General features: G+C 45.6%; 23 protein-coding genes and 2 tRNA genes. 11 read left to right on the forward strand and 14 right to left on the reverse strand.

The window, feature by feature from the left end; genetic code table 11:
- Positions 1-43 precede the first annotated feature (43 nt).
- Complete coding sequence (locus B160_RS31535) at positions 44-433, reverse strand: hypothetical protein (RefSeq protein WP_157557877.1); 390 nt, start codon at positions 431-433, stop codon at positions 44-46.
- Positions 423-3,020, reverse strand: a complete 2,598-nt coding sequence (locus B160_RS0104480; protein ID WP_018626682.1) for a hypothetical protein — start codon at positions 3,018-3,020, stop codon at positions 423-425. Before B160_RS0104480 ends, B160_RS31535 begins: the two co-directional genes overlap by 11 nt.
- Before the next feature lie 301 nt (positions 3,021-3,321).
- Here B160_RS0104480 and B160_RS0104485 point away from each other — a divergent pair, with 301 nt between their 5' ends.
- From B160_RS0104485 to B160_RS31545, 6 genes are all read left to right on the forward strand, one after another.
- Positions 3,322-3,609 carry a hypothetical protein gene (locus B160_RS0104485; protein ID WP_018626683.1) on the forward strand — a complete coding sequence of 96 codons (288 nt, stop codon included), beginning with the start codon at positions 3,322-3,324 and terminating at the stop codon, positions 3,607-3,609.
- Between the two features lie 319 nt (positions 3,610-3,928).
- On the forward strand, positions 3,929-5,884 hold the full coding sequence (locus B160_RS0104490) for a hypothetical protein (RefSeq protein WP_018626684.1): 1,956 nt from the start codon (positions 3,929-3,931) through the stop codon (positions 5,882-5,884).
- 20 nt (positions 5,885-5,904) lie between these two features.
- Positions 5,905-6,324, forward strand: a complete 420-nt coding sequence (locus tag B160_RS0104495; RefSeq protein ID WP_018626685.1) for a hypothetical protein — start codon at positions 5,905-5,907, stop codon at positions 6,322-6,324.
- 35 nt (positions 6,325-6,359) lie between these two features.
- Complete coding sequence (locus B160_RS0104500) at positions 6,360-6,782, forward strand: hypothetical protein (protein ID WP_157557878.1); 423 nt, start codon at positions 6,360-6,362, stop codon at positions 6,780-6,782.
- A gap of 54 nt (positions 6,783-6,836) precedes the next feature.
- Entirely contained in the window at positions 6,837-7,244 is a 408-nt protein-coding gene (locus B160_RS31540) for a hypothetical protein (protein ID WP_157557879.1), read from the forward strand.
- A gap of 20 nt (positions 7,245-7,264) precedes the next feature.
- The gene (locus tag B160_RS31545) at positions 7,265-7,678 is read left to right on the forward strand and encodes a hypothetical protein (RefSeq protein ID WP_018626687.1); all 414 of its coding nucleotides are present in this window, start codon (positions 7,265-7,267) and stop codon (positions 7,676-7,678) included.
- Between the two features lie 95 nt (positions 7,679-7,773).
- Here B160_RS31545 and B160_RS28440 read toward each other — a convergent pair whose 3' ends face one another.
- The 6 genes from B160_RS28440 to B160_RS0104535 all read right to left on the reverse strand — a co-directional run bounded on the left by B160_RS28440 (position 7,774) and on the right by B160_RS0104535 (position 10,261).
- Complete coding sequence (locus B160_RS28440; protein ID WP_040679326.1) at positions 7,774-8,184, reverse strand: hypothetical protein; 411 nt, start codon at positions 8,182-8,184, stop codon at positions 7,774-7,776.
- A 115-nt stretch (positions 8,185-8,299) separates the two neighbouring features.
- Positions 8,300-8,385, reverse strand: a tRNA-Leu gene (locus B160_RS0104515).
- Between the two features lie 90 nt (positions 8,386-8,475).
- Positions 8,476-8,548: transfer RNA gene (locus tag B160_RS0104520), tRNA-Gly, on the reverse strand.
- Between the two features lie 109 nt (positions 8,549-8,657).
- A complete protein-coding gene (locus B160_RS0104525; protein WP_018626688.1) occupies positions 8,658-8,900 on the reverse strand; it encodes a hypothetical protein in 243 nt (80 codons plus the stop codon).
- Positions 8,901-8,943: 43 nt separating this feature from the next.
- The gene (locus B160_RS0104530) at positions 8,944-10,011 is read right to left on the reverse strand and encodes a glycosyltransferase family 2 protein (RefSeq protein ID WP_018626689.1); all 1,068 of its coding nucleotides are present in this window, start codon (positions 10,009-10,011) and stop codon (positions 8,944-8,946) included.
- Between the two features lie 7 nt (positions 10,012-10,018).
- Positions 10,019-10,261, reverse strand: coding sequence for a hypothetical protein (locus B160_RS0104535; protein ID WP_018626690.1), 243 nt, complete (start codon positions 10,259-10,261; stop codon positions 10,019-10,021).
- A 127-nt stretch (positions 10,262-10,388) separates the two neighbouring features.
- On the opposite strand from B160_RS0104535, the gene B160_RS0104540 reads away from it, so the two are divergent.
- The 3 genes from B160_RS0104540 to B160_RS0104550 are packed head-to-tail and all read left to right on the forward strand — an operon-like array spanning position 10,389 to position 12,362.
- The gene (locus B160_RS0104540) at positions 10,389-10,814 is read left to right on the forward strand and encodes an SPOR domain-containing protein (RefSeq protein WP_018626691.1); all 426 of its coding nucleotides are present in this window, start codon (positions 10,389-10,391) and stop codon (positions 10,812-10,814) included.
- A 54-nt stretch (positions 10,815-10,868) separates the two neighbouring features.
- Positions 10,869-12,062 (forward strand): M20 metallopeptidase family protein, encoded by a 1,194-nt coding sequence (locus tag B160_RS0104545; RefSeq protein WP_026309522.1) that lies wholly within the window; start codon positions 10,869-10,871, stop codon positions 12,060-12,062.
- A gap of 36 nt (positions 12,063-12,098) precedes the next feature.
- Positions 12,099-12,362: a hypothetical protein gene (locus B160_RS0104550; protein WP_018626693.1), complete on the forward strand. Its 264-nt coding sequence runs from the start codon at positions 12,099-12,101 to the stop codon at positions 12,360-12,362.
- Positions 12,363-12,365: 3 nt separating this feature from the next.
- Here B160_RS0104550 and B160_RS0104555 read toward each other — a convergent pair whose 3' ends face one another.
- The 5 genes from B160_RS0104555 to aroQ all read right to left on the reverse strand — a co-directional run bounded on the left by B160_RS0104555 (position 12,366) and on the right by aroQ (position 17,458).
- Entirely contained in the window at positions 12,366-13,862 is a 1,497-nt protein-coding gene (locus B160_RS0104555) for a S41 family peptidase (RefSeq protein ID WP_018626694.1), read from the reverse strand.
- Between the two features lie 35 nt (positions 13,863-13,897).
- On the reverse strand, positions 13,898-14,935 hold the full coding sequence (locus tag B160_RS0104560; protein WP_018626695.1) for a glycosyltransferase family 9 protein: 1,038 nt from the start codon (positions 14,933-14,935) through the stop codon (positions 13,898-13,900).
- Positions 14,935-15,540, reverse strand: a complete 606-nt coding sequence (locus B160_RS0104565; protein ID WP_018626696.1) for a DUF4254 domain-containing protein — start codon at positions 15,538-15,540, stop codon at positions 14,935-14,937. Before B160_RS0104565 ends, B160_RS0104560 begins: the two co-directional genes overlap by 1 nt.
- 250 nt (positions 15,541-15,790) lie before the next feature.
- The gene (locus B160_RS0104575) at positions 15,791-17,023 is read right to left on the reverse strand and encodes an MFS transporter (RefSeq protein WP_018626698.1); all 1,233 of its coding nucleotides are present in this window, start codon (positions 17,021-17,023) and stop codon (positions 15,791-15,793) included.
- Between the two features lie 9 nt (positions 17,024-17,032).
- Positions 17,033-17,458 (reverse strand): type II 3-dehydroquinate dehydratase, encoded by a 426-nt coding sequence (gene aroQ, locus B160_RS0104580; RefSeq protein WP_018626699.1) that lies wholly within the window; start codon positions 17,456-17,458, stop codon positions 17,033-17,035.
- A 319-nt stretch (positions 17,459-17,777) separates the two neighbouring features.
- Here aroQ and B160_RS31550 point away from each other — a divergent pair, with 319 nt between their 5' ends.
- Complete coding sequence (locus B160_RS31550; RefSeq protein WP_157557880.1) at positions 17,778-17,921, forward strand: hypothetical protein; 144 nt, start codon at positions 17,778-17,780, stop codon at positions 17,919-17,921.
- A gap of 2 nt (positions 17,922-17,923) precedes the next feature.
- Here B160_RS31550 and B160_RS0104595 read toward each other — a convergent pair whose 3' ends face one another.
- Positions 17,924-18,433: an acyl-CoA thioesterase gene (locus B160_RS0104595; RefSeq protein WP_018626702.1), complete on the reverse strand. Its 510-nt coding sequence runs from the start codon at positions 18,431-18,433 to the stop codon at positions 17,924-17,926.
- Positions 18,434-18,704: 271 nt separating this feature from the next.
- Between B160_RS0104595 and B160_RS0104600 the strand changes: the two genes are divergently transcribed.
- Positions 18,705-19,934 (forward strand): proline dehydrogenase family protein, encoded by a 1,230-nt coding sequence (locus B160_RS0104600; RefSeq protein ID WP_026309523.1) that lies wholly within the window; start codon positions 18,705-18,707, stop codon positions 19,932-19,934.
- The last annotated feature ends 119 nt before the right edge of the window (positions 19,935-20,053 follow it).

The following is a 20,053-nucleotide window of genomic DNA, read 5'->3' on the forward strand; positions in this document are numbered from 1 at the left end:
TGAACCTTTATAGCAGGGTACCATCATGACCGGGAAAGTGTAATTATTTAATTAATAAATATCCAGGAATATTCTCCCATCCTGCGTAAGGAATTTCTGAATCATTTGAAATATTCAGTTTTTGCTCTAAGTTGATTATTGAAATTTTCGGATTATCGGAAGAAAATTTGATCAGGTAATATCTGCTTGTGTCAATATTGTTATAACCATATGAGTCGGAGTTTTTAAAAGAGCGACCTTTGTATTTAAAAGAAAAATCTACATGCAATCCAGCCTTAACCATTGGTGAAGTCTTAATAACTTTTCCTGCGGTATATGTTGTATGTTTTCCCAATTCAGCACCTCGAATACAACCTCTCGATATACTTATTGCAAGTATTAAACCGGCAATATATAGCGAATAAAATTTTTTAAAATGCCTTTTAATATCCATATATTATATAGTATTGATTTCTTAAGGTTGAAGTTGGGATATTTATATTGATATCCAGCCATTTTCGGATCAGATTTTCCTGCTGATTGTTGTAGGGGTATTTTCCACTATTTTTTAATACCCATTTTTCTGCAAAACTTTGCAGCTTATAACCGCCATAACTAAAAGCCTGATCCATATACGCAGATCTGATATCTTTATTGTATCCGATTACCCGGAATCTGATTATATCAGAACTCAAGGGTACATAATCAAAAGAACTGGATACAATCCTCTCTGCTCCTGGTAATAAAAAGCCACCACTTAGAACATCTATTACATCTGTTTGTCTTATGTTACCGTCATTTGCAACGGTTTGACCAACGCCATTTATAAGCATGCGCCAGCCAGCGCCTTTTAATGTATTAAATCCAATAGCTCCGGCTCCACCACCAACAAAAAATGTGGGTCCGGTTAATGCCATATTGAAAACTGCGGTACCTGTAGCATCTGCAAGCTGCCCCATTTGTCGGGCAGCCCTTCGGCCCTCCTCCTCGTAGGGGATCCAGTTGTTATTATGTAAATAATAGTAATTATAATCTCTGTCCCTCTGAATTGAATAATGAGTGCCTGATGCATCCACGATTTCATACCTCCAGTAATCACCAAAGTTTCCGCTCACCGGGGATATTGACCGGTAGCCATAAGATCCACCTTCGTGCGCGTATCCTAGAGGGGCTCTGAGGTAGTTAAAACTTTTAAGCCATATAGCAACGGAAGAAGTGGCATTGGTGATAAACGGCTTCCCTTTTGTTCCTATAGTTACTTCTGCAAGAGGAGTACCTTCAAAATAATCCGGGGAGAATATGCTATAGCCTAAAAATTGCTGCTGGGCATAGCCTCCGTCTTTATAGTCCTCAACTCCGCTATATACATTAAATAATGGAACACCTATTGTGAGAAAGGTTTGTGCTAACTGTTCGTTAATGATTGTTTTACTCCAATCGGGCATTTTGAAGGAAAGGTCGGGCGCAATAGAAAGCGCTGCGGTCCTCCATAAAGAAGTTGTGCCGCCACTGCCAACAGAAAAAGTATTTCTATTATCAAGGGTCCCGCTCCCTACATTAAAACCATATAGATCCCGCAATGAATCAAATTTCAGTGATGTTATCCCCTGAATGTTCATATAGTCTTGAATCCCGGAATTGTACCTTGTTGCGAACTGGAAGAAGGCATCCCATGCGGCAAGGTTCCTTTCTGCCGCTTCGCGCTCCATGGCATCCAGCCGCGAAGTTGTTTCCAGCAGCGATTCCGCAGCATCCTCTGCCAAACGGTCCCCGTAAGGGTTGTACCTCCAGGATTCCCATCCGGGCATGTTCTCAAAAATAGCCATGATAAACGGATCATCCAGGTAGGCCTCAAAGTCGTAATTTTTAAATGCATTGTTTTCTAACTGGAATAATTGCGCGGAATACTGATTTAGCTTTTCAATATAGAAATCATAACTCCCGTAGTCTCCTTCCTGTAGTGCCGCCTCAGCGAGCACCTGGAAGCTACCGGAAAGACCGGCCAGGTTTTTATGCGTTTCCCAATAGTCGCCAGGCACCTGGTCCGCTTTATAAATACCGGTATAGGGCATATAAGAGGTGGAAATCGAGTACTCAATCGCTTCAATAAAGTAAAGATTAATATAGCGATCGCGGAGCCATTCAGATTCGGGAGTTATAAAACTAGGTATGACCGGGCCTCCCGTATCTCCAAGGCAATCAACGGCGTATACAGAATTGTTATATCCCGTTACTGCATCTCGATATTGAGTGTAATTATTGATAACATTTTGATATGCGGTATCGAGTGCGGCCAATACCAGGTTCCTGTCGTCTCTGCCAAGCCCATAGTCGGCATTGGGATCCATATAATCGTAATCATAGGTTAAATTGAGCAAATACTGGATGGTAGGATAGAATCCACCATATTGGCTTGCATCTGTATATGTTCCGTTATATGTAAAACCGGTTGCCGACTGGTATTGGTATCCGAGCTGAACAAGCATGTTTATTGCATCAGCTATAGGCGTGCCGAATTCAGAAAAGCTATCCTGGTAATTTTTCTGCGCCAATGCAGTGTCTATTTGGCTCGTATTGTACAGGTACATCTTCTTTTTCTTTCCCGTTTTCTCTATTGACCAGGTTGCGCCTATCGGGTTCCTTGTAAGACTGGTGCTTTCCAAATTAGCAAGGATGCTATACCGCAAATAAGTGTCTGTCTGATCCCATGGAACATCATTGCTCATTTGGTTAAACGCGGTATAGAGGTCACCAAGTGTTGTTATTGCTGAAATATCAATTTTATGATCTGTGAGATAGCGTAATGCGATTTTTGCTAACTCGTAATTTCGTTCTTTTGTTAAATCGCTGCTGGTCACAATGTAGTCAAATATGCTGTACAATTTATCATACAATATCCTGTTTTTTTGAATTTCAATTTTTTGGATTACAGCATTAATGCCCCAGTTGTCCTGTATAAATTTATTGGTGAGCTGGTTAAACGTATTCTCTGTGTTGAGGATATCTGTCTTAATGCCGTACTGTTCGAGATACTGGCGCATGTCAAAGACATTGTTAACCTTTATTTCGTTGACCATATCACGTCGAAATCCTGAAGGCGTATGCACTGGTGCAGTGGGTGTGGGAGCAGAACAACGGAAAGCATAGCAGTACTGTATTTGATGTAGTATATGTTAATGGTGCATTGAACTTACTTATAAAAAAGCAGAATATCTCTTTTATCTCCTTAATATTGAAATAAAGTATCTGAATTTTGAAATATTGTACAACTGAAGGACGCCAGAGAAATGCAAGTTGAGCTGGGAGTCATAAAGTATTTATTATAACCGCATAGACCTGCAAATGCAATGGGGGCTGTATGCCCATATTACGTATAATTACCGGGATGTGATGCCAATCACTTCTGATGGCGCTTACAGCACACCGGCATATAACCTGCTGAACGCAAAACTGTGCATCAGCCGGACCATTGCAACGCATTTCGGAGTGGATGTCTATTTTAGCGCGAACATTATCACAGGGGCACAGTATTACTATATGGTGTTCCTGAACCAATTGCCCGATGCTTATCTTCCGGCGCCTTATAAAACTCCTTTTTATGGCGGGCTGGGTTTGAAATATACTTTTTAAAATGGGAACATGATCTACACAGGGGCTTCTACTGAAAGCCTCTTGTGTAACTTTCAATACCCGACCATCGGCTCAAGTTCTATTTTTGCTTAAATATCTGGTGCGTCCGATCTGTTATCAAAAGCCTGTTGAAACAGTTTCCCTGGTAGAATATTATAGCTATCCATATTTTCCGATCGGCAGGAGCTCATGATACCGAAGCCGGCTTTGTCACTAAAATTCGTGACAGGGTTAAGTTTTCCGGACAGGGTTTTATTACTAATTTACATTTTGAATTTTATAATATAACCTATTTTGAAAATGAACTTAACTGCTGTTTATGAAAAAAAAATTAATTAATTTTTCCGGTCTCCTGTTGCTTTTTCTATTTATTTGCGTTGGATGTAATAAAGCCATTAATGAAAAGGCCGGTGATGATACTTCAACCGTTACGAAGAAGGACGTAAAAGGTATCGGCTACAAAAAAGGTGGTTTTGTTTTCAGTATGAGCAATTTACGTAAGATCACAAGACCGCGGTCGCTCACAGCCGCCCCTGTTATTCAAACCTCGCACTTGTATATGGTTTTCCAACCCGTTACAGCCGGGCATTACAGAGCGATAGAAGAAAAGAATATACCCACATATCCGTTTCCTTTAGCTACGGATTCCCTGGACGTCAGCAATCCGGATTATTCCAACTTGTACACTTTCCTTCCTATCAAGAACTCGGGAAATTTGCCCAACTGCCCTTATATAGTGTTGGATAGTGTTTGTCTGCTCAACCCGGAGTCGCCAACGGCTGCCCTTGCATACCAGGCAGCAGGTAAGGAAATTATTTACCGACCTAATGGGGATGACATACCACAGGAACCCGCCGATCCCTGTGATCCCTGGGAAGATTGTCCCATTGAAGAACCGCCGCCACCACCACCACCACCACCACCAGCACCGCCGAAGCCTGCCGACAACCGGTCTACTCCATTTAGCGTCGAATACGATAATTGCAGTATGAATACAGACGAAAACTATCCAAGTGGACGGATCACCGTAGAAGAAACACAGTGGGGAAATGGTGGGATAGCCTATGAAGGCGTACGGGATGTAAAGGTAGAGATCCTGGGACCACAGGGCCAGCGGGTTATTGCCCAAACCGATCGATATGGGTGCTTTAAAGCTACAGGAGCCATTAGGGGATTTAGACCTTTAATTGGACCACGGCTTCCGGTTATCCTGAACGTTATCTTTAAAAGTGATCGTAAAGAGATCAGAGGGATGAATAAAACAATTCCGGATCAATACACAAAACCACTATTACATATCTACGGTAATATTTCATACAGTATGAATAATGCCAACGTATCTTATGAGCGCCATACAAGCAATGAAGGGGATGATACAAAGTATTATGTTGCGGCAACGGTTAATAATGCACTGTATGAGTTTGATGAATATGCGGCAAACGACGGGATACTTTCACCTGGCAACGATTTGAAAATATTGGTAACTTGTTTTGCTGGATCAGCTTCCACACCGATGCTCAATGATCTGAAAAGCAGAAACGTATGGGATGCGGCTGCTGTCACTAACTACTTAAATACAAGAGTTGGGGGATTGGGTGGGATTTTAGCCCCAAGTGCGCCTGATATCGTTTTTGGATATGCTTATGTCGGTACATCATCTGCAGATTTCGCTACTGATAAAATAAAAGAAACTGCCTACCACGAATTTGCCCATGCCAGTCACTACCGCAAAACGACTACACAAATGTGGATAGACAATGTAAAGTATGTTGCAGACTATGGCGTGGGTAGTGGCAATCCTTATGGTCATGTTGGGGATCCGGGAGTGGAGCGAACTGATCTTATAGAAATGTGGGGCTATTTTATGGGCAGGGAGTATGCACACAGAAGATACGGGCCAAATGCGCATAGCGCAATCCTGGAGTATTATAGCGTGGCGGATGCCTCTCCCTCTACGTTTAATAATAGCTGGTATGCGGTAAATGAACACAGAAGTTGGATTGGGGTAAATATATTTGAACACGATCATATTCCCGCAGGATTCTTGCATGACATTATTGATAGCAATGTATATAACCAAAGGAGGGTGCCGGGCTTATTTGAATCAACTGTTGTGGCCGATACAATTGCAGGGTATTCAATAAGCCGCATTTATAACAATCTGGATGGAAGTACAGGATCGCCGGCGATTTTGATGAATAAACTTCGCAATTACCTTCCATTAGGCAATGCCACCGCCCATTTCGATCTATTAAGAAATTCTTATGGATACTAAAACCAATAAATTATTCGAACATGAAAAGGTTTTTTAATGTATTGTTTATTGTTTGTTGTTTGGGAGTCGCATCTTGTGGCAAAAGCTATGATGCCCACAAAACCGTTCGCAATAATTCTTCCCATCCTATAAAAATACTCATTTATAAGAGGCTTTATCCTGGAGAGATTAGTCGTACTCTTTCAATTCAACCTCAAAAAGAGGCCGTGATTGAAAATTTTTCGGGAGGTAAAAGTGGTCCGTATTACGAGAACGGAAAAGGTTGTGGTAACAGAGACTTTGACTCGATGACAATTGAAGTGGTCGATAATCTGCAACTTCGGGTCTCAAAGGATCTTAACAACAGTAATAGCTGGACATTTTCAAAACATTCCACTTCCAGGAGTATAGAAGAAGAATGCCGTGCAACGATTACTGACGCCGATATTGAGGATAAGTAGAAAGACTACCAGGTATATCAATAAATCATCTTCATTTGAAAAGCCATTGTACTACTGTAATTGTTATTTGTTTTTTGGGAATCACTGCATGCGGCGGAAACTATGATGGAAAAAAAACGATTCGCAATAATTCTTCCCATCCTTTAAAAGTACTCATTTACAAGAGGTTCCCTGTAGAAATTGCCCGTGCTTTTTCAATACAACCTCAAGGTGAAGCGGTGGTTGAAAGTTTTACTGGGGGCAAAAGTAGTCCTTATTACGGCAATGGGAAAGGTTGTGGTAGTAATGGCCTAGATTCGACTGTAATTGAAGTGATCGATAATAATCAGCTTGAGGTTGCAAAGGATCTTAATAGCACTGATAATTGGGCCTTTTCAAAGGAGTCGAATGCCAGAGGCGTTGATACAGAATGCCGTGCCACCATTACTGATGCAGATATTGTACCTAAATCAAATTAGATAAAGTTATAAAAATAGATCTCAACAACCCGGATTTGTGGCCAAGGACGCGAAGTGGAAAAACATCAAAAGGATATTACGCTGAATGTAGGGCCAATTCTGGAATATTTCACAAGTCCTGGAGCTCCTTCCTTTAGTAACAGCTGGTATGCTGTCGGTGAAAACAGAGGAAATGTTGGTAGGCCTATCTTTGAATGGGACCATATTCCGGCAGGATTTTTATACGATTTAGTTGATAATAATAATTATAATCGGAATATAACACCTGCGTTGAATGAATCCAATCCGGTGGTTGATACGGTTAGCGGTTATTCTATTAGTACAATATATAGTTATTTAGATGGGAGTACTTCATCTCCAGCTATTTTAATGAACAAACTTCGAAATAATTTACCCAACAATACCACTCCGATTAATACCCTAACAGCCTTTGATGCATTACGGAGTTCGTATGGTTATTAAATCGTAAAAAAAATCATAGTATGAGATCAACCTTCTTATTCCTGTCATTGGTTTCTGTCTTGTTCTTTGCTTGTGGCAAAACGTCAAATTCGAAAAAAATAGTTAGAAACTCGTCAACGAAGGATATTAAGATTTTAATTTTTGATAAGCCTTACTCCGGAAAAGAGCGGGAAAGTTATACAATCGAAGCAAATCATGAAGCGATAATAGTAAATCTTACGTCAAGAAGCGGACCTATGTACGCCAGCTTAGAAAACTGCGTTCTTTCAAAATATGACTCCGTTTCAATAATCGTTCCGGGTGACAATAGTGTAAGAGTTGTGAAAGATCTTACAAGAAGTGATAGCTGGATGTTTTCTAAAAATTCAAATATTAAAGGCATAGACGTGGGATGCCGGGCGACAATAACAAATGCTGATATTGTTTCTAAGTAGCGCTACTGATAGCAAAATACCGGTATAAAGAAAGTGTAAAAAATACACTTGAGATGCGGTACTGTTGCCTTTTTTATTCAATCTTTTAAGAAAATTCATAGCGCTACGGTTTTACGAGTGAAACCATAGAGGCACAATGCCTGTGCCGCTGTAGCTATAAAAGGGTGTGTGTCATTTAACCGGGAATGACTTTCTTTTCCTGAGGGGAAAGAATGAAAAAAAGCCAAGAAAAAGAACAGGAATAAAATTTTGCTAAAACGCTCTAAGCCTTTACCAGTCGGCGATACAGGCTGTGACATTTTGCCATAATCGAGTGTCAGAAATTTCTTTTCCGTGTGTCGTGCCGTGTGTCGTATGGTACTGTGCGGGCTCCGTTCCTGTTCCGTGCCGCCGGGCAAAAGTGTCAAATGTTGAGTGATTTTTTGCTGAAAAGCAGGCGGGGTGGGGGGTAGATGAGAATTTTTGCATTTTTGAGCGTTATTTCGCCCATGTGTCATTTTACTCATTTTTGTGTGTCTTTAGAGTGTCAGAAAATGAGAGCAAAAGCGTAAAAAACTGACACAAAAACGACACACGTCAATAAAAAGGCCTTGTAAATCAATTGATTACAAGGCCTTCGTGTGCCCCGGGCGGGACTTGAACCCGCACGGACATTGCTGCCCACAGGATTTTAAGTCCTGCGTGTCTACCAATTCCACCACCAGGGCGAAAAAAAAAGTTATCAGTTATTTGCTATGTATTATCAGTAAATCATTACCAATAACCTATAACATATAACGAATAACTTTTTCAAAGAGAGCGGAAGACCGGGCTCGAACCGGCCACCCCGACCTTGGCAAGGTCGTGCTCTACCAAATGAGCTACTTCCGCTTTTATAAGAACTTCTTTTATTGTTCCTTAAGTACCAGATTGTTAGTTACTTAAGGGGCTGCAAATATAAGCGATTTCTTTTTATTACAAAAAAAATCAGCAACTTTTTTTATTTATACTTTGGAGTGTACAGCGTGCTTTCCTGAATGGTTACTTTGGGCTTTTCAAATCTTTTGGTGTAAAGACGGTAACAACCACCCCAGGTAAACAGGATCAGACAGGTAAATGTCAGATAATATAAAAAAGCAGAAGTGGAAACCCAGCTGAATTTAAAATCCTTTTTCTGACTCTTTTTTAATTCTTCCCTGTATTCCTGTTCTTTTATTTGTTCAACGTCGTAATTCTGTTCCATTCTCTATCAGTAATATTGTGCCGCAAAAATAAGGATCTATTCATTAATTTGTCACTTCTTTGTCAACAATTTCGGAGAACTTTTTTTTGCCTTTGACAAAATGCGCCCATGCAATGTTCTTTTTCAACAGGCCAAGCAACGGCTTTTTTTTGTTTTTCGGAAAGATGCTTTTCTTTTGATCGGTCAGCATCCATTTTACAAAAGAAAGATGGGCGCTGGCCACTGCCACAAAATAACCACCGTCTCCGCCCAGCAGGCTTTTGAACGCCGAAATACCATCCAGGATGGCCCTCAGTACAATGACGTATAACCGTCTCCAGCCATACATATTTTTGTACATCATGATATGATTGTTCCGGAAATTGAGATAGGTCTTTAAGGAGTTGCCCCTGGGCAATGTGCCGCCCCCCACGTGGTAGACCACAGACTGCGGACAGGAGCTGATCTTATATCCCAATAGCTGGATGCGCCAGCAAAGATCGATTTCTTCCTGGTGCGCGAAGAAATAAGGGTCGAAGCCCCCCGCTTCATGGAATACTTTTGAGCGGATAAACAAGGCAGCGCCGCTGGCCCAGAATATAGGCGAAGGAATATCGTACTGCCCTTCGTCTGTTTCAGTAAAGTCAAATACCCGGCCTTTGGCAAAAGGATAGCAGAAATGATCCATCCAGCCACCGGCGGCACCGGCATATTCGAAGTACCGGGGATGATCGTAGGAAAGGAGCTTGGGCTGGCAGGCACCCAGTGAAACATCGCCCTCCAACAGATCCACGAGAGGCTTCATAAAACCTTCGGTGACCTGTACATCCGAGTTGAGCAGCAGGTAATAGTCTGCAGCGACCTGTTCCAGCGCCAGATTGTATCCTTTGGCAAAGCCGTGATTCTCCCCGAACCGGATGATCCGGATCCCGGGAAAGGACTGCTCCAGGTAGCGGACGGATTCATCCGTAGATCCATTGTCTGCCACAACTACCTGCAAACGGTCATAACGGGTTTGTACCACACCGGGCAGGAATTGCTCCAGGTATTTCTTTCCGTTCCAGTTTAAAATAACAATAGCGACAGACGGGATCATCATGGGCTGCAAAGATTCAAAAAATAATGTATGCAAATCACCTTCAAGCGGTTTTATCTTCAGCCGCCGGGTGTTTTTTAACAAAAAGGTGGTAAAGCTGAATGGCAGCGATCAACCCGTTGGAGATGATGATGGGCCATTTCCATCCCAGCAGGACCCCGTAGGCCACAAAAAATACGCAGCCGGCAAAATTAATAAGCCGGATTGCTTTCAGTTGTTTTGGAATAAATGAGATCACCAAAAGCGCCATCGCCAGGTAGCCAATATATTCAACGGATTCACTCATGGCGTAAAGTTATTTATTTGTAGCATTATTTTTGCTGCAACTTATTCCGGAGTCAGCTCCTCTACCTGAAGAATGGTTCAGACAAAGAGGGGAGGCTTAATAAGAAGATTCAATTTGCAGGAAAAATATGAAGTACATTTTACCTTTTTTGATGATGTTTCTGTCGTGCCAGCTGATGGCGCAATCGGGCGGTGTAGCGGTATATAAGGACCCGAGGATCGATCTGTTGCTTAAAAAGCAGGCGGATGTGAATAACTTCTCCACCCGTAATGCTGCAGCAAGAAGAACGGCCCCGGGCTACCGCCTGCTGGTTATCAGTACCAATAACAAAGCAGAAGCAATTGCCGCACGCACAAAGATCTATTCCAATTTTCCTGAACTGAAACCCTATATGTGGCACCAGTCGCCTTATTTTAAAGTGAAAGCAGGCAATTTTACCTCCCGGCAGGAGGCCCAGGCCTATCAGAAGAAGCTGGCAGCCTTTTTTCCCGGTGGTGTATTCTTAATGAATGATGTCGTGGAGGTAAGCCCGGAGAATAACCGGGAGGACTGACCCCTGCTTCAGCACATTTTTTCCAATGACCGGATTATCAGTTATTTTTGCCGGATGATTGATGAAATACAATTATTGGCAAAGCAGTACGCACCTGAAATGATCGAAGTGCGTCGTTATCTGCATGCGCATCCCGAGCTGAGTTACCAGGAATTTGAGACCTCAAAATATATTCAAAAGCAATTGACCGCTTTGGGAATCCCTTTTGAAGTAAAGGCAATAACCGGTGTGGTCGGATTGCTGAAAGGGAAAAACCCGGAGAAAAGAGTGATCGCGCTGCGTGCGGATATGGATGCATTACCCATCCAGGAACTGAATGATGTCAGCTACCGGTCCGTAAATGACCAGGTGATGCATGCCTGCGGGCATGATGTGCATACTTCCTGCCTGCTGGGCGCGGCAAAGATCCTGAATGCCACAAAGGATCAGTGGGAGGGTACCGTCAAACTGGTCTTTCAGCCGGGTGAGGAAAAAAACCCGGGTGGGGCAAGCCTGCTGATCAACGAGGGGGTACTGGAAAACCCCGCGCCGTCGGCCATTTTGGGTTTGCATGTGCACCCCGGGCTTGGCGTAGGAAAGCTTAGCTTCCGTGAAGGGAAGGTAATGGCCAGTGCCGACGAATTGTATTTTACCATTAAAGGGAAGGGAGGACATGCGGCCGCGCCCAACCTGTGTGTAGACCCGATCCTGATCGCCGCGCATGTGGTGGTGGCATTGCAGCAGGTGATCAGCCGGCGCAATAATCCGCAAAATCCGACGGTATTGTCCATCACGGCTATTAACGGGGGCACCACTACCAATGTGATCCCGGATGAAGTGAAGTTGAAGGGTACTTTCCGCGCTATGAACGAAGAATGGCGGTTTGAAGCGCACGAGATCATCCGGAGCTTTTCTGAAGGTGTGGTAAAAGGGATGGGCGGGGAGCTGGACCTGCATATTGATATCGGTTATCCCAGTGTTTATAACCAGGAAGCCCTGACGCAGCAGGCAACCCTGCTGGCAAAAAAATATGCAGGGGAAGAGCAGGTAGAAGAAACGGAGATCCGTATGGGCGCGGAGGATTTTGGGTATTATACGCAGCAGATACCCGGCTGTTTTTATCGCCTGGGCGTTATGAATGAAGAGCGGGGCATCACTGCCGGCGTACATACGCCTACGTTTAACGTCGACGAAAATGCGATTGAACTGGGCATGGGCATGATGGCCTGGCTGGCTATTGCAGCAGATTTAACAAAAATAAAAGCGTAATTCAGGCGTTCCCTGCATCATTCACAAAAAAGAACCATGTTAAAAGCTACAGCAGCCGGAGTCTTGTTTACCCTGTGTTCCCTTACAGCACTGGGACAGTCAAAAGACGATTCTTCAAAATCGGCCCGGGATTTTTTAATAGAACAGGAAGAAAGCCGCAAAGACCATCCGGATAATACCCGGAACAGGAAGCAGATCAAAAAAATTGAAGCTGCACCGGAGGGGAGCCAGTCATCAGCGACGGATGCAAAGAAAAAGAAGAAAAGAAAATGTTGTTTTCTTTTTTGCCGGAAGAAATAGCGCCTATTCCCGGAGCATGTTATTATAATACTGCGGCCGGAGTTGCACTTTTGGTATTGAGCTGAGGGCACGTGCCCGTGTGTTTGCTGTTGCTGCTTTTGGTATGGGAAGTCCATCAATAAGATATAAAGCTGCTTTTGTGCAATCTTCCGTAACATCGCCCCAGGATTTGTCTACCCCGTCGTACACCCTGTAGTCGGGCGTAAAGCCCTCAAAAGGAACCTGCTGATCAACACTGTTTTTTGTCATAAAGGAAACAGCCCAGAAAGTAACTTTTTTGAACAGGTCGACCGGAAAGAACCCTACCGGCTTGCCAAAAGTGTTTTGGTCCCCGATCAGCTTTATGTTTCCATTAAAATAGGGTTTCAGATCGTTGATCAGCAGTTCGGCAGAGGATGCTGTCTGCTCGCTTACAATGACGAACAGCTTGGCCGGATTGATGGGAAATCCTGTTATTACATTGGTTTTATTGAACGTTATGGTATTGGATTCGGGCTTGTAGTAGGTGGCGCTGTAGGAATGTCTTGTGCGCATTAACGTATAGTTCCCGGCCTGCAGGTTCTGGTTATAGTAATAGGTGTACATTTTTTTGCCATTGCTTACCGTAGCAGGCGCCAGGCTATTGGCCATGAAATCCTGGGTACGGGTAAAGCCTCCGTTGTTATATCTCAGGTCAAGGATGATATTTTTTACACCGGCATCGTTAAAGGTGCCAAGCGCCGTTTCAAGCGCCGCACGGGAATCTTCCAGCCGGTCAAAGAACTTATAGACCAGGTATCCGGCCTTGGTACCGCCGGGGGACTGCAACACTGTTGAGTAGAGCACAGATGCGGGTGTAAAGGAGCCGATCGATAAATCGAGCGTCACTTCTCCGCCGCCGGGCTTTTCAAAGGTCACATTTGCAGACTTTTTTGTTTGGCTATAGAACATGTCGTTCAAAGTGCCGATGGAACCGTTGTCATATTTTAGTATTTCGGTTCCAACCTTCACCATTTTCCAGCCCCGCTGCACGCCTTTTTTCCCGGCATCAGAATCGGGAAATACATAGGTGACAAACCATCCGGCAAAGTCGGGGTCATATTCGAAAGCGGTATATTTGGGAATACGTGCTTTCCAGCCCGATTTTATAAAGAATCCATAGCTGTTTTCCGGTTGGGTCGCCTGGCTGCCTGCTTCGCTGTCATAGTAGTCGGTAGCATAGCTGTACTCCTTATCCTGATCGTAGGAATTGGTATTCCGTACGGCTTCAATAGCGGCCTCGGCGGTTTCCAGGGCTGTTGTCTTTACGTATTGCCTTGGGTTGAAGGACCCGTAGGTGGTGCTCCTGATCTCGTTCCAGTAGTAGATCTCTCTTGAGAACAAATAGACAGAGTCAGCGATCCGCTGCAATTCTGTGCCATCAGCATCCGGTTTTACATCAAGGAGTTTGCTTTTATCTGTGCAGGAAGTGAGCAGTATTGTGCAGAGATAAACAAGAGCGCCAATAGAAAAAACACGCATAAGGCCCGGAATATTTGTGAAAAGATAGGGATTAATTAGTTTTTTTTTGTGAAAATTTTCATAACCTTCTCCGCTATCTGGCCGGGGGTTATTTCCTGCATGCAACCGGCAGCTCCGTGTACAGGACAGGACTTATTTCCAAAGACTGAGGACGGACGGCAGGGCAGATCTGTTTGAACAGCATTGTCGGGGTCCTGGCCCCATCCGTAAAAACCCAGCCAGGGATGGGTACCGCCCCAAACGGAAACGACCGGAACCCCGTAAAGGGATGCCAGGTGCATATTGGCAGAATCCATGGTCAGCATAACGTCCATCCGGGCGATCAGTTGCAGCTCTTCTGCAAACGGATAGCGGCCGGCGATCACCTGGATGTTCTGGTGTCCGGTTGCCCATTGCTCCAGTACCGGAGCTTCGGCCCTGCTGCCCAACAGATAAAGAGTATGGGCTTCATTGCCTTGCAGCAGGCGTACCACCTGCTCCATTTTCTGCAGTGGGTACATCTTAGCGGCATGTTTTGCAAAAGGCGCGATGCCGATCCGGAACGGAATATTGCCGACCTCGTTTGCTACCGGGTCTGACGGCTGACTGCTGATTGCTGATTGCTGATGACTGATATCTGTCGTCACTCCCAGCTTTGCAAATACATCCGCATACCGTTGAAACGTGGTCTTCAGCGGGCGCAGCTTTTTATTGCGGGGCCGGGTCAGCTCTTTTTTTTCTCTCCGTCCTTTATCGATGACCGCTACGGGGATGGCCCCCAAAAAGTTGCGGATGATCTTTGTGCGCAGCACATCGTGCAGGTCTGCAACCGCATCGAACGGGATCTCCTTCTTTAATTGACGGGCCAGCGTTAGCAGTCCGCTGATCCCTTTGTATTGCTCCCGGATATCGGCGCCGTAAAAGTGAAGCCGGTCGATATGCTCAAAAAGTGGTTTGTGGAAAGGCACCGATACCAGGGTGACCTGTAGTTGAGGATGCTGCTGTAGCAACAGTTTCAGGACCGGAACCGTCATGGCAACATCGCCCAGTGCAGAGAACCGTAAAGCCAGTATATGTTTGGGAGCCGGGGCCATTATTTTTTTTGCTGATAGAGTACCGGGTTCAGGCTTTCGTCGTTGTACATCTTCATCTGCCGGTACACTTTCATGTATTTTTTTCCTGTGACGATATCGCTGAGCAGCTGGTCGATGGCGGTTGAAAGGTCTTCCCGCTGGGTCAGCAATATGCTCAGTTTGGCGGTGCAGGCCTCCCGGTGTGCGGCGGAAGCCTCTTCGCGCGCGGCTTCCAGGTGCATATGATAGATCTTTAGCTCCAGGATGGACAGGCGGTCGATGGCCCATGCCGGGCTTTCGGTATTGAAGGATGCATCGCCGGCAGGTATTGTGTCGCGGTATTGCTGCAGGAACCAGCTGTCGATGTATTCCACCATATCCGTGCGGTGCTGGTTGGAGCGATCGATGCGCCGTTTAATTTCAAGTGCATTTACGGGGTCGATCTGCGGATCGCGGATGATGTCCTCCAGGTGCCATTGTACGGTGTCGATCCAGTTCTTTTCATACATCAAAGACTCCAGGGTGCCCTTGGCGTATGGGTTGTTAACGGGGGTATCCACGTCGTCCGTTTTATGATAATCGGTAATGCTTTGCTGAAAAATCAGGATCCAGTCTGCCGTGCGCATGATCAAATTTATTTTTGAATTAAAATCTCCCGCAAATGTAAGCTACCGGGATCAGATTGTGGTATTGGGAGATGGATTTGAAAATTTGAGAATTTGAGAATGAATGACCTTTTATGGATTGATAATGTACGCTCCGGTAGAAATTCATCTCTCAATTACAGGAGTCAAAAATCAAGTATCCAATATCTAATATCCAGTATCCTGAATCGCTCCCCGGCTATAAACCGGATCTGGCAGTAAACCTGAAACCTCAAACTTCCTCATAATTCAGGTCCTTATGAAATGTTTCCGGCAGGGTCAGTACCGCAATGGTGGAAATGGCCATCACGATCACAATGGTGATGATGGCGCCGTTTACGTAGCCTATATTACCAATGCCGCGTATTTCTTTAAAAAGCAGCAGGATCAGCGGAAGTAATCCGCGCACAAAATTGGGAATGGTAGTGGCTGCCGTAGCCCTGAGGTTGGTACCGAACTGTTCGGCTCCCACCGTAACAAAAATAGCCCAGAAGCCGATGCTGAAGCCCAGGAAAAAGCAAAGGGTGTACATCCACCCGGAAGACCCGTTCCATTGGGTGGTAAAATACAGCAGGATGGAGATAAGGGTTAACGCATAAAAGATATACAGCGCTTTTTTGCGGCTTTTCAGCCATTGGCTTACCAGCCCGATCATGATGTCGCCGATCGCCAGCCCGATATAGGCGTACATGATCGACCGGCCCGGATCAATATCTTCCGCAATGCCAAATTGTTTGCCGAATTCGCTGCTGAAGGTCACCAGGATACCGATCACCAGCCAGGTGGGCAGCCCGATTACAATACTCTTGACGTATTTGCTGAACCGTTCTTTTGTGTTGATCAGCATGGAGAACTGTCCCTTTTTTACATCGCTTTTGCGTATCCGGTCGTAAAGCCCCGATTCCAGCACTGAGATCCGGAGCAACAATAACAGGATGCCCAGCCCGCCGCCGATGAAATAGCAGGTCCGCCAGTGAAATTCTTCTTTTATCAAAAAGGCAATGGCAGCACCGAGCACACCAAAACCGGCAACAATAGAAGTGCCGATCCCCCGTTTTTCTTTTGGAAGCAGCTCGGCCACCAGGGTAATGCCGGCGCCCAGTTCACCCGCCAGCCCGATACCGGCAAAAAAACGAATAGCGGTATATTGCGTTACATTTTGAACAAAACCATTGCAAATATTGGCAATGGAATAAATCAGAATGGAACCGAATAATACTTTTACCCTTCCTTTTTTATCGCCCCAGATGCCCCAGAGGATGCCGCCGATCAGCAACCCGGCCATCTGTGCGGAGAGGATCCATTCTCCCTGGGTGGTGATCTCCTCCGGGGTCAATCCCAGTTCTTTCAGGCTGGGAATGCGGATGATCCCGAAGATCAGGAGGTCGTAGATGTCAACGAAATAGCCCAGCGCGGCTACGACAACGGTCAGGCTGAAAACAGAAGCCTGTTTTTGAACGTTCATAGAAATGGTTTATTTTTTGGCATCCAGTAAATAGTGTACCGCCAGCTCATATCCTTTTAGCCCGAGGCCAATGATGCTTCCGGCGGCCTTTGCGCTTACATGAGAGAGCTTCCGGAACTCTTCACGGGCATGCACGTTGCTGATATGCACTTCTACAACAGGCGTTTTTATCGATGCGATGGCATCGCCGATGGCTACGGACGTATGGGTATAGGCGGCAGGGTTTAAAATAATGCCGTCCGTTTCAAACCCGTATTGTTGCAGCGCACCGACCAGCTCGCCCTCAATATTACTTTGAAAATAATCAAAATGGACTTCGGGGAACTTTGCCCGGAGCTGCTCGAAAAATGATTCAAAACTGGCATCGCCATAGATGCCCGGCTCCCGCTTTCCCAGTAAATTGAGATTTGGCCCGTTAATGATCGCAAGCTTCATGTATTGCTTTTTTAGAGGGCTAATATAAACATTTGAGCGTGGAAACCACGTGTTTGGAATTGAAATTTTACTGGTGCCATTTAACCGTATGATTTGTGGAGTTATTTAGCAGCCTTCGTAGCGCCCTTTGCGGATTCTCTTCGGGCTTTGTGGTTAACGGGCAGCGCTTTGTTTTCTGGGGCGGGTCGTTTATTTTTAACCCAATCGTTTATAATGACCAATAAAAAAATAGGACTGCTGGTAGGAAGCCTGCGGGCCGCCTCTTACAGCCGCAAACCACCACCTGCGGCAGGCCATGGTATTTTTAAACGTGCCTGTGATGCAGCAGCCGGGAGCCTATCTGAGCAATATCACGGCCTGCTTCGGCGATCCTTCATCGGAAGACAGGAAGCGCCTGGAAAAATTCCTGGAAGATTTTCTGAATGCTTATGTGGAATGGATATCCGCCAGGGGAGGGGCGTAATCCTACATCTGGAACAGGGCCCGCAGTTCTGCGGCATCGATCGGCTTCATTTTGCCACCCAGGATGAGCCGTAGCTGCCGGCGGCGGAGCGCACCTTCAAAAAGCAGGACCTCCTTTTCGGTCACCGGTTCCAGTGCCGGTACAGGGGCCGGCTTCCCGTGGGGATCGAGGCCTACAAACGTATAATAGGCCTCATTGCTTTTATACCGGTAGCGGTTCACCAGGTCTTCTCCGTGTACCACCATATGGACTTCTATCGAAGAGTGAAACGCACGGGTGACTTTTGCCTCAATATGCACCGAGTTCCCCAGCCTGATGGGGTTCTCAAAAGAGATATTATCTACGGATGCCGTTACCACGGGAAGGTTGGCGTGCTTTTGCGCGGATAACGCAGCGGCAATATCCATCCAGTACATCAGGCGCCCCCCCATCAGGTTCCCAAAAGTATTGGTATCATTGGGCAATACCAGCTCCGTCATCACGATCAGGCTGTCTGCAGGATTTTTTGCCATTTCAGATTTTTTGCAAAAGTAGGAGGATACGGCTAATTTAGAAAACCCGGCGCAAATGGCAGGAAGAGCCGCTGATGCGCAGATCTGTGTCATAGTAGCTGCGGTATCGTTGAAATTAAAAATAATCAGCGGATCGGCGGTGTTTTATGTCCGGTATCGGAGGGGCGGTGGATATTACGTTCCTTCCTGCTCAAACGGTTGCACCCGGTCTTTTTTTTTGAAAATACAAAAGACGGCGGCCTTACCTTTGCCGGATATTTTAATAGGTTATATGCAAGAAGAAAAATTACCGGTATCATTCGATAATACGGAATTCGCATTTAAATACAAATCGGACGGTGAGTTAAGGCAGGCAAGGCTGTTGTTCTCCATGATGGGACAACCCGCGCTGGTAAAACTGGGTACCCGGCTTACTCCCTGGGCCATTAAAAATAAACTACCCATCAAAGGGCTGATACGGAGCACGATCTTTAAACAGTTTGTGGGTGGTGAAACGCTGGAAGAAACCGCAAAGGTTGCTGCCCGGTTAGGACGCTATAACGTACAGGTGATCCTCGATTATGGTGTAGAGGGTGGGGAAGATTCGGAAAAGGAATACGATCACGCTGCCGGGGAGTTCATCCGGGTAATTGACTATGCGGCTACCCAATCCAATATACCTTTTATGAGTGTCAAGGTGACGGGGTTTTCGCGGTTCTCTTTGCTAGAAAAGATCGACCGGCTGATGACCGCGGTCACCGGAACCCTCATCAAACGGTACCTGCAGGTGATCGATCAGCTGGATACTGCTGAAAAAGAAGAATGGCACCGGGTGCGCACCAGGCTGCTGCGCATTTGTGAACGGGCCGCTGAGAAAAAGATCGGTGTATTAATCGACGCAGAAGAAACCTGGATACAGGATCCGGTGGATGCGCTGACCATTTTAATGATGGATACTTTTAATAAGATGACCCCCATTATTTATAACACCGTGCAACTGTACCGGCACGACCGGCTGCAGTTTTTGAAGGACTGCCATGAAGCTGCCGTAGAGCGGAATTTTGTGCTTGCGGTAAAGCTGGTGCGCGGCGCCTATATGGAAAAGGAACGGGCCCGCGCGACGGAGAGGGGTTATTCCTCACCGATACAACCCGATAAGGCCAGCACTGACCGCGACTACGACTCGGGCGTGCAATTCAGCCTGGAACACCTGGAACGGATTGCGCTTGTGGTGGCTACGCATAACGAAAGGAGCAACCTTAAAGCGGTAGCGTTCTTGCAGGAGAACGGGCTGCCCCCGGATCACCCGCATGTACATTTCAGCCAGCTATACGGAATGAGTGATAACATCACCTTTAACCTGGCAGCTGCCGGATGCAGCGTAAGCAAATACCTGCCGTTTGGGCCGATTGATGATGTGATCCCTTATCTGATGCGCCGCGCACAGGAGAACACTTCCGTAAAAGGGCAGACCGGCCGGGAGCTGGGACTGATCAAAAAAGAGCTGCTGCGCCGGAAATAGCATGCATTTCAAATTCTGCAGATTTGAGCAGATACATAGATAAGTCGTCTTCCTGCCTGGATTTTAATTGATTAAGCCGGTTATCCCGTCAGCTTTGTCGGGAATATGGTTCCTTTAAC

The sequence above is a fragment of the Niabella aurantiaca DSM 17617 genome (assembly GCF_000374125.1).
In the GTDB taxonomy this organism is placed as follows: domain Bacteria; phylum Bacteroidota; class Bacteroidia; order Chitinophagales; family Chitinophagaceae; genus Niabella; species Niabella aurantiaca.

What these genes read in the sequence shown, in the direction of transcription:
- B160_RS0104495 (WP_018626685.1), top strand. Translation starts at nt 5,905, where the DNA reads ATGAAAAGGTTTTTTAATGTATTGTTTATTGTTTGTTGTTTGGGAGTC.
- B160_RS31545 (WP_018626687.1), top strand. Translation starts at nt 7,265, where the DNA reads ATGAGATCAACCTTCTTATTCCTGTCATTGGTTTCTGTCTTGTTCTTT.
- B160_RS0104575 (WP_018626698.1), bottom strand. Translation starts at nt 17,023, where the DNA reads ATGAACGTTCAAAAACAGGCTTCTGTTTTCAGCCTGACCGTTGTCGTA.
- B160_RS0104565 (WP_018626696.1), bottom strand. Translation starts at nt 15,540, where the DNA reads ATGCGCACGGCAGACTGGATCCTGATTTTTCAGCAAAGCATTACCGAT.
- B160_RS28440 (WP_040679326.1), bottom strand. Translation starts at nt 8,184, where the DNA reads ATGAGTAAAATGACACATGGGCGAAATAACGCTCAAAAATGCAAAAAT.
- B160_RS0104490 (WP_018626684.1), top strand. Translation starts at nt 3,929, where the DNA reads ATGAAAAAAAAATTAATTAATTTTTCCGGTCTCCTGTTGCTTTTTCTA.
- B160_RS0104555 (WP_018626694.1), bottom strand. Translation starts at nt 13,862, where the DNA reads ATGCGTGTTTTTTCTATTGGCGCTCTTGTTTATCTCTGCACAATACTG.
- B160_RS0104480 (WP_018626682.1), bottom strand. Translation starts at nt 3,020, where the DNA reads ATGCGCCAGTATCTCGAACAGTACGGCATTAAGACAGATATCCTCAAC.
- B160_RS0104525 (WP_018626688.1), bottom strand. Translation starts at nt 8,900, where the DNA reads ATGGAACAGAATTACGACGTTGAACAAATAAAAGAACAGGAATACAGG.
- B160_RS0104485 (WP_018626683.1), top strand. Translation starts at nt 3,322, where the DNA reads ATGCAATGGGGGCTGTATGCCCATATTACGTATAATTACCGGGATGTG.
- B160_RS0104550 (WP_018626693.1), top strand. Translation starts at nt 12,099, where the DNA reads ATGTTAAAAGCTACAGCAGCCGGAGTCTTGTTTACCCTGTGTTCCCTT.
- B160_RS31535 (WP_157557877.1), bottom strand. Translation starts at nt 433, where the DNA reads ATGGATATTAAAAGGCATTTTAAAAAATTTTATTCGCTATATATTGCC.
- B160_RS0104545 (WP_026309522.1), top strand. Translation starts at nt 10,869, where the DNA reads ATGATTGATGAAATACAATTATTGGCAAAGCAGTACGCACCTGAAATG.
- B160_RS31550 (WP_157557880.1), top strand. Translation starts at nt 17,778, where the DNA reads ATGCAGCAGCCGGGAGCCTATCTGAGCAATATCACGGCCTGCTTCGGC.
- aroQ (WP_018626699.1), bottom strand. Translation starts at nt 17,458, where the DNA reads ATGAAGCTTGCGATCATTAACGGGCCAAATCTCAATTTACTGGGAAAG.
- B160_RS0104560 (WP_018626695.1), bottom strand. Translation starts at nt 14,935, where the DNA reads ATGGCCCCGGCTCCCAAACATATACTGGCTTTACGGTTCTCTGCACTG.
- B160_RS0104535 (WP_018626690.1), bottom strand. Translation starts at nt 10,261, where the DNA reads ATGAGTGAATCCGTTGAATATATTGGCTACCTGGCGATGGCGCTTTTG.
- B160_RS0104595 (WP_018626702.1), bottom strand. Translation starts at nt 18,433, where the DNA reads ATGGCAAAAAATCCTGCAGACAGCCTGATCGTGATGACGGAGCTGGTA.
- B160_RS0104600 (WP_026309523.1), top strand. Translation starts at nt 18,705, where the DNA reads ATGCAAGAAGAAAAATTACCGGTATCATTCGATAATACGGAATTCGCA.
- B160_RS0104540 (WP_018626691.1), top strand. Translation starts at nt 10,389, where the DNA reads ATGAAGTACATTTTACCTTTTTTGATGATGTTTCTGTCGTGCCAGCTG.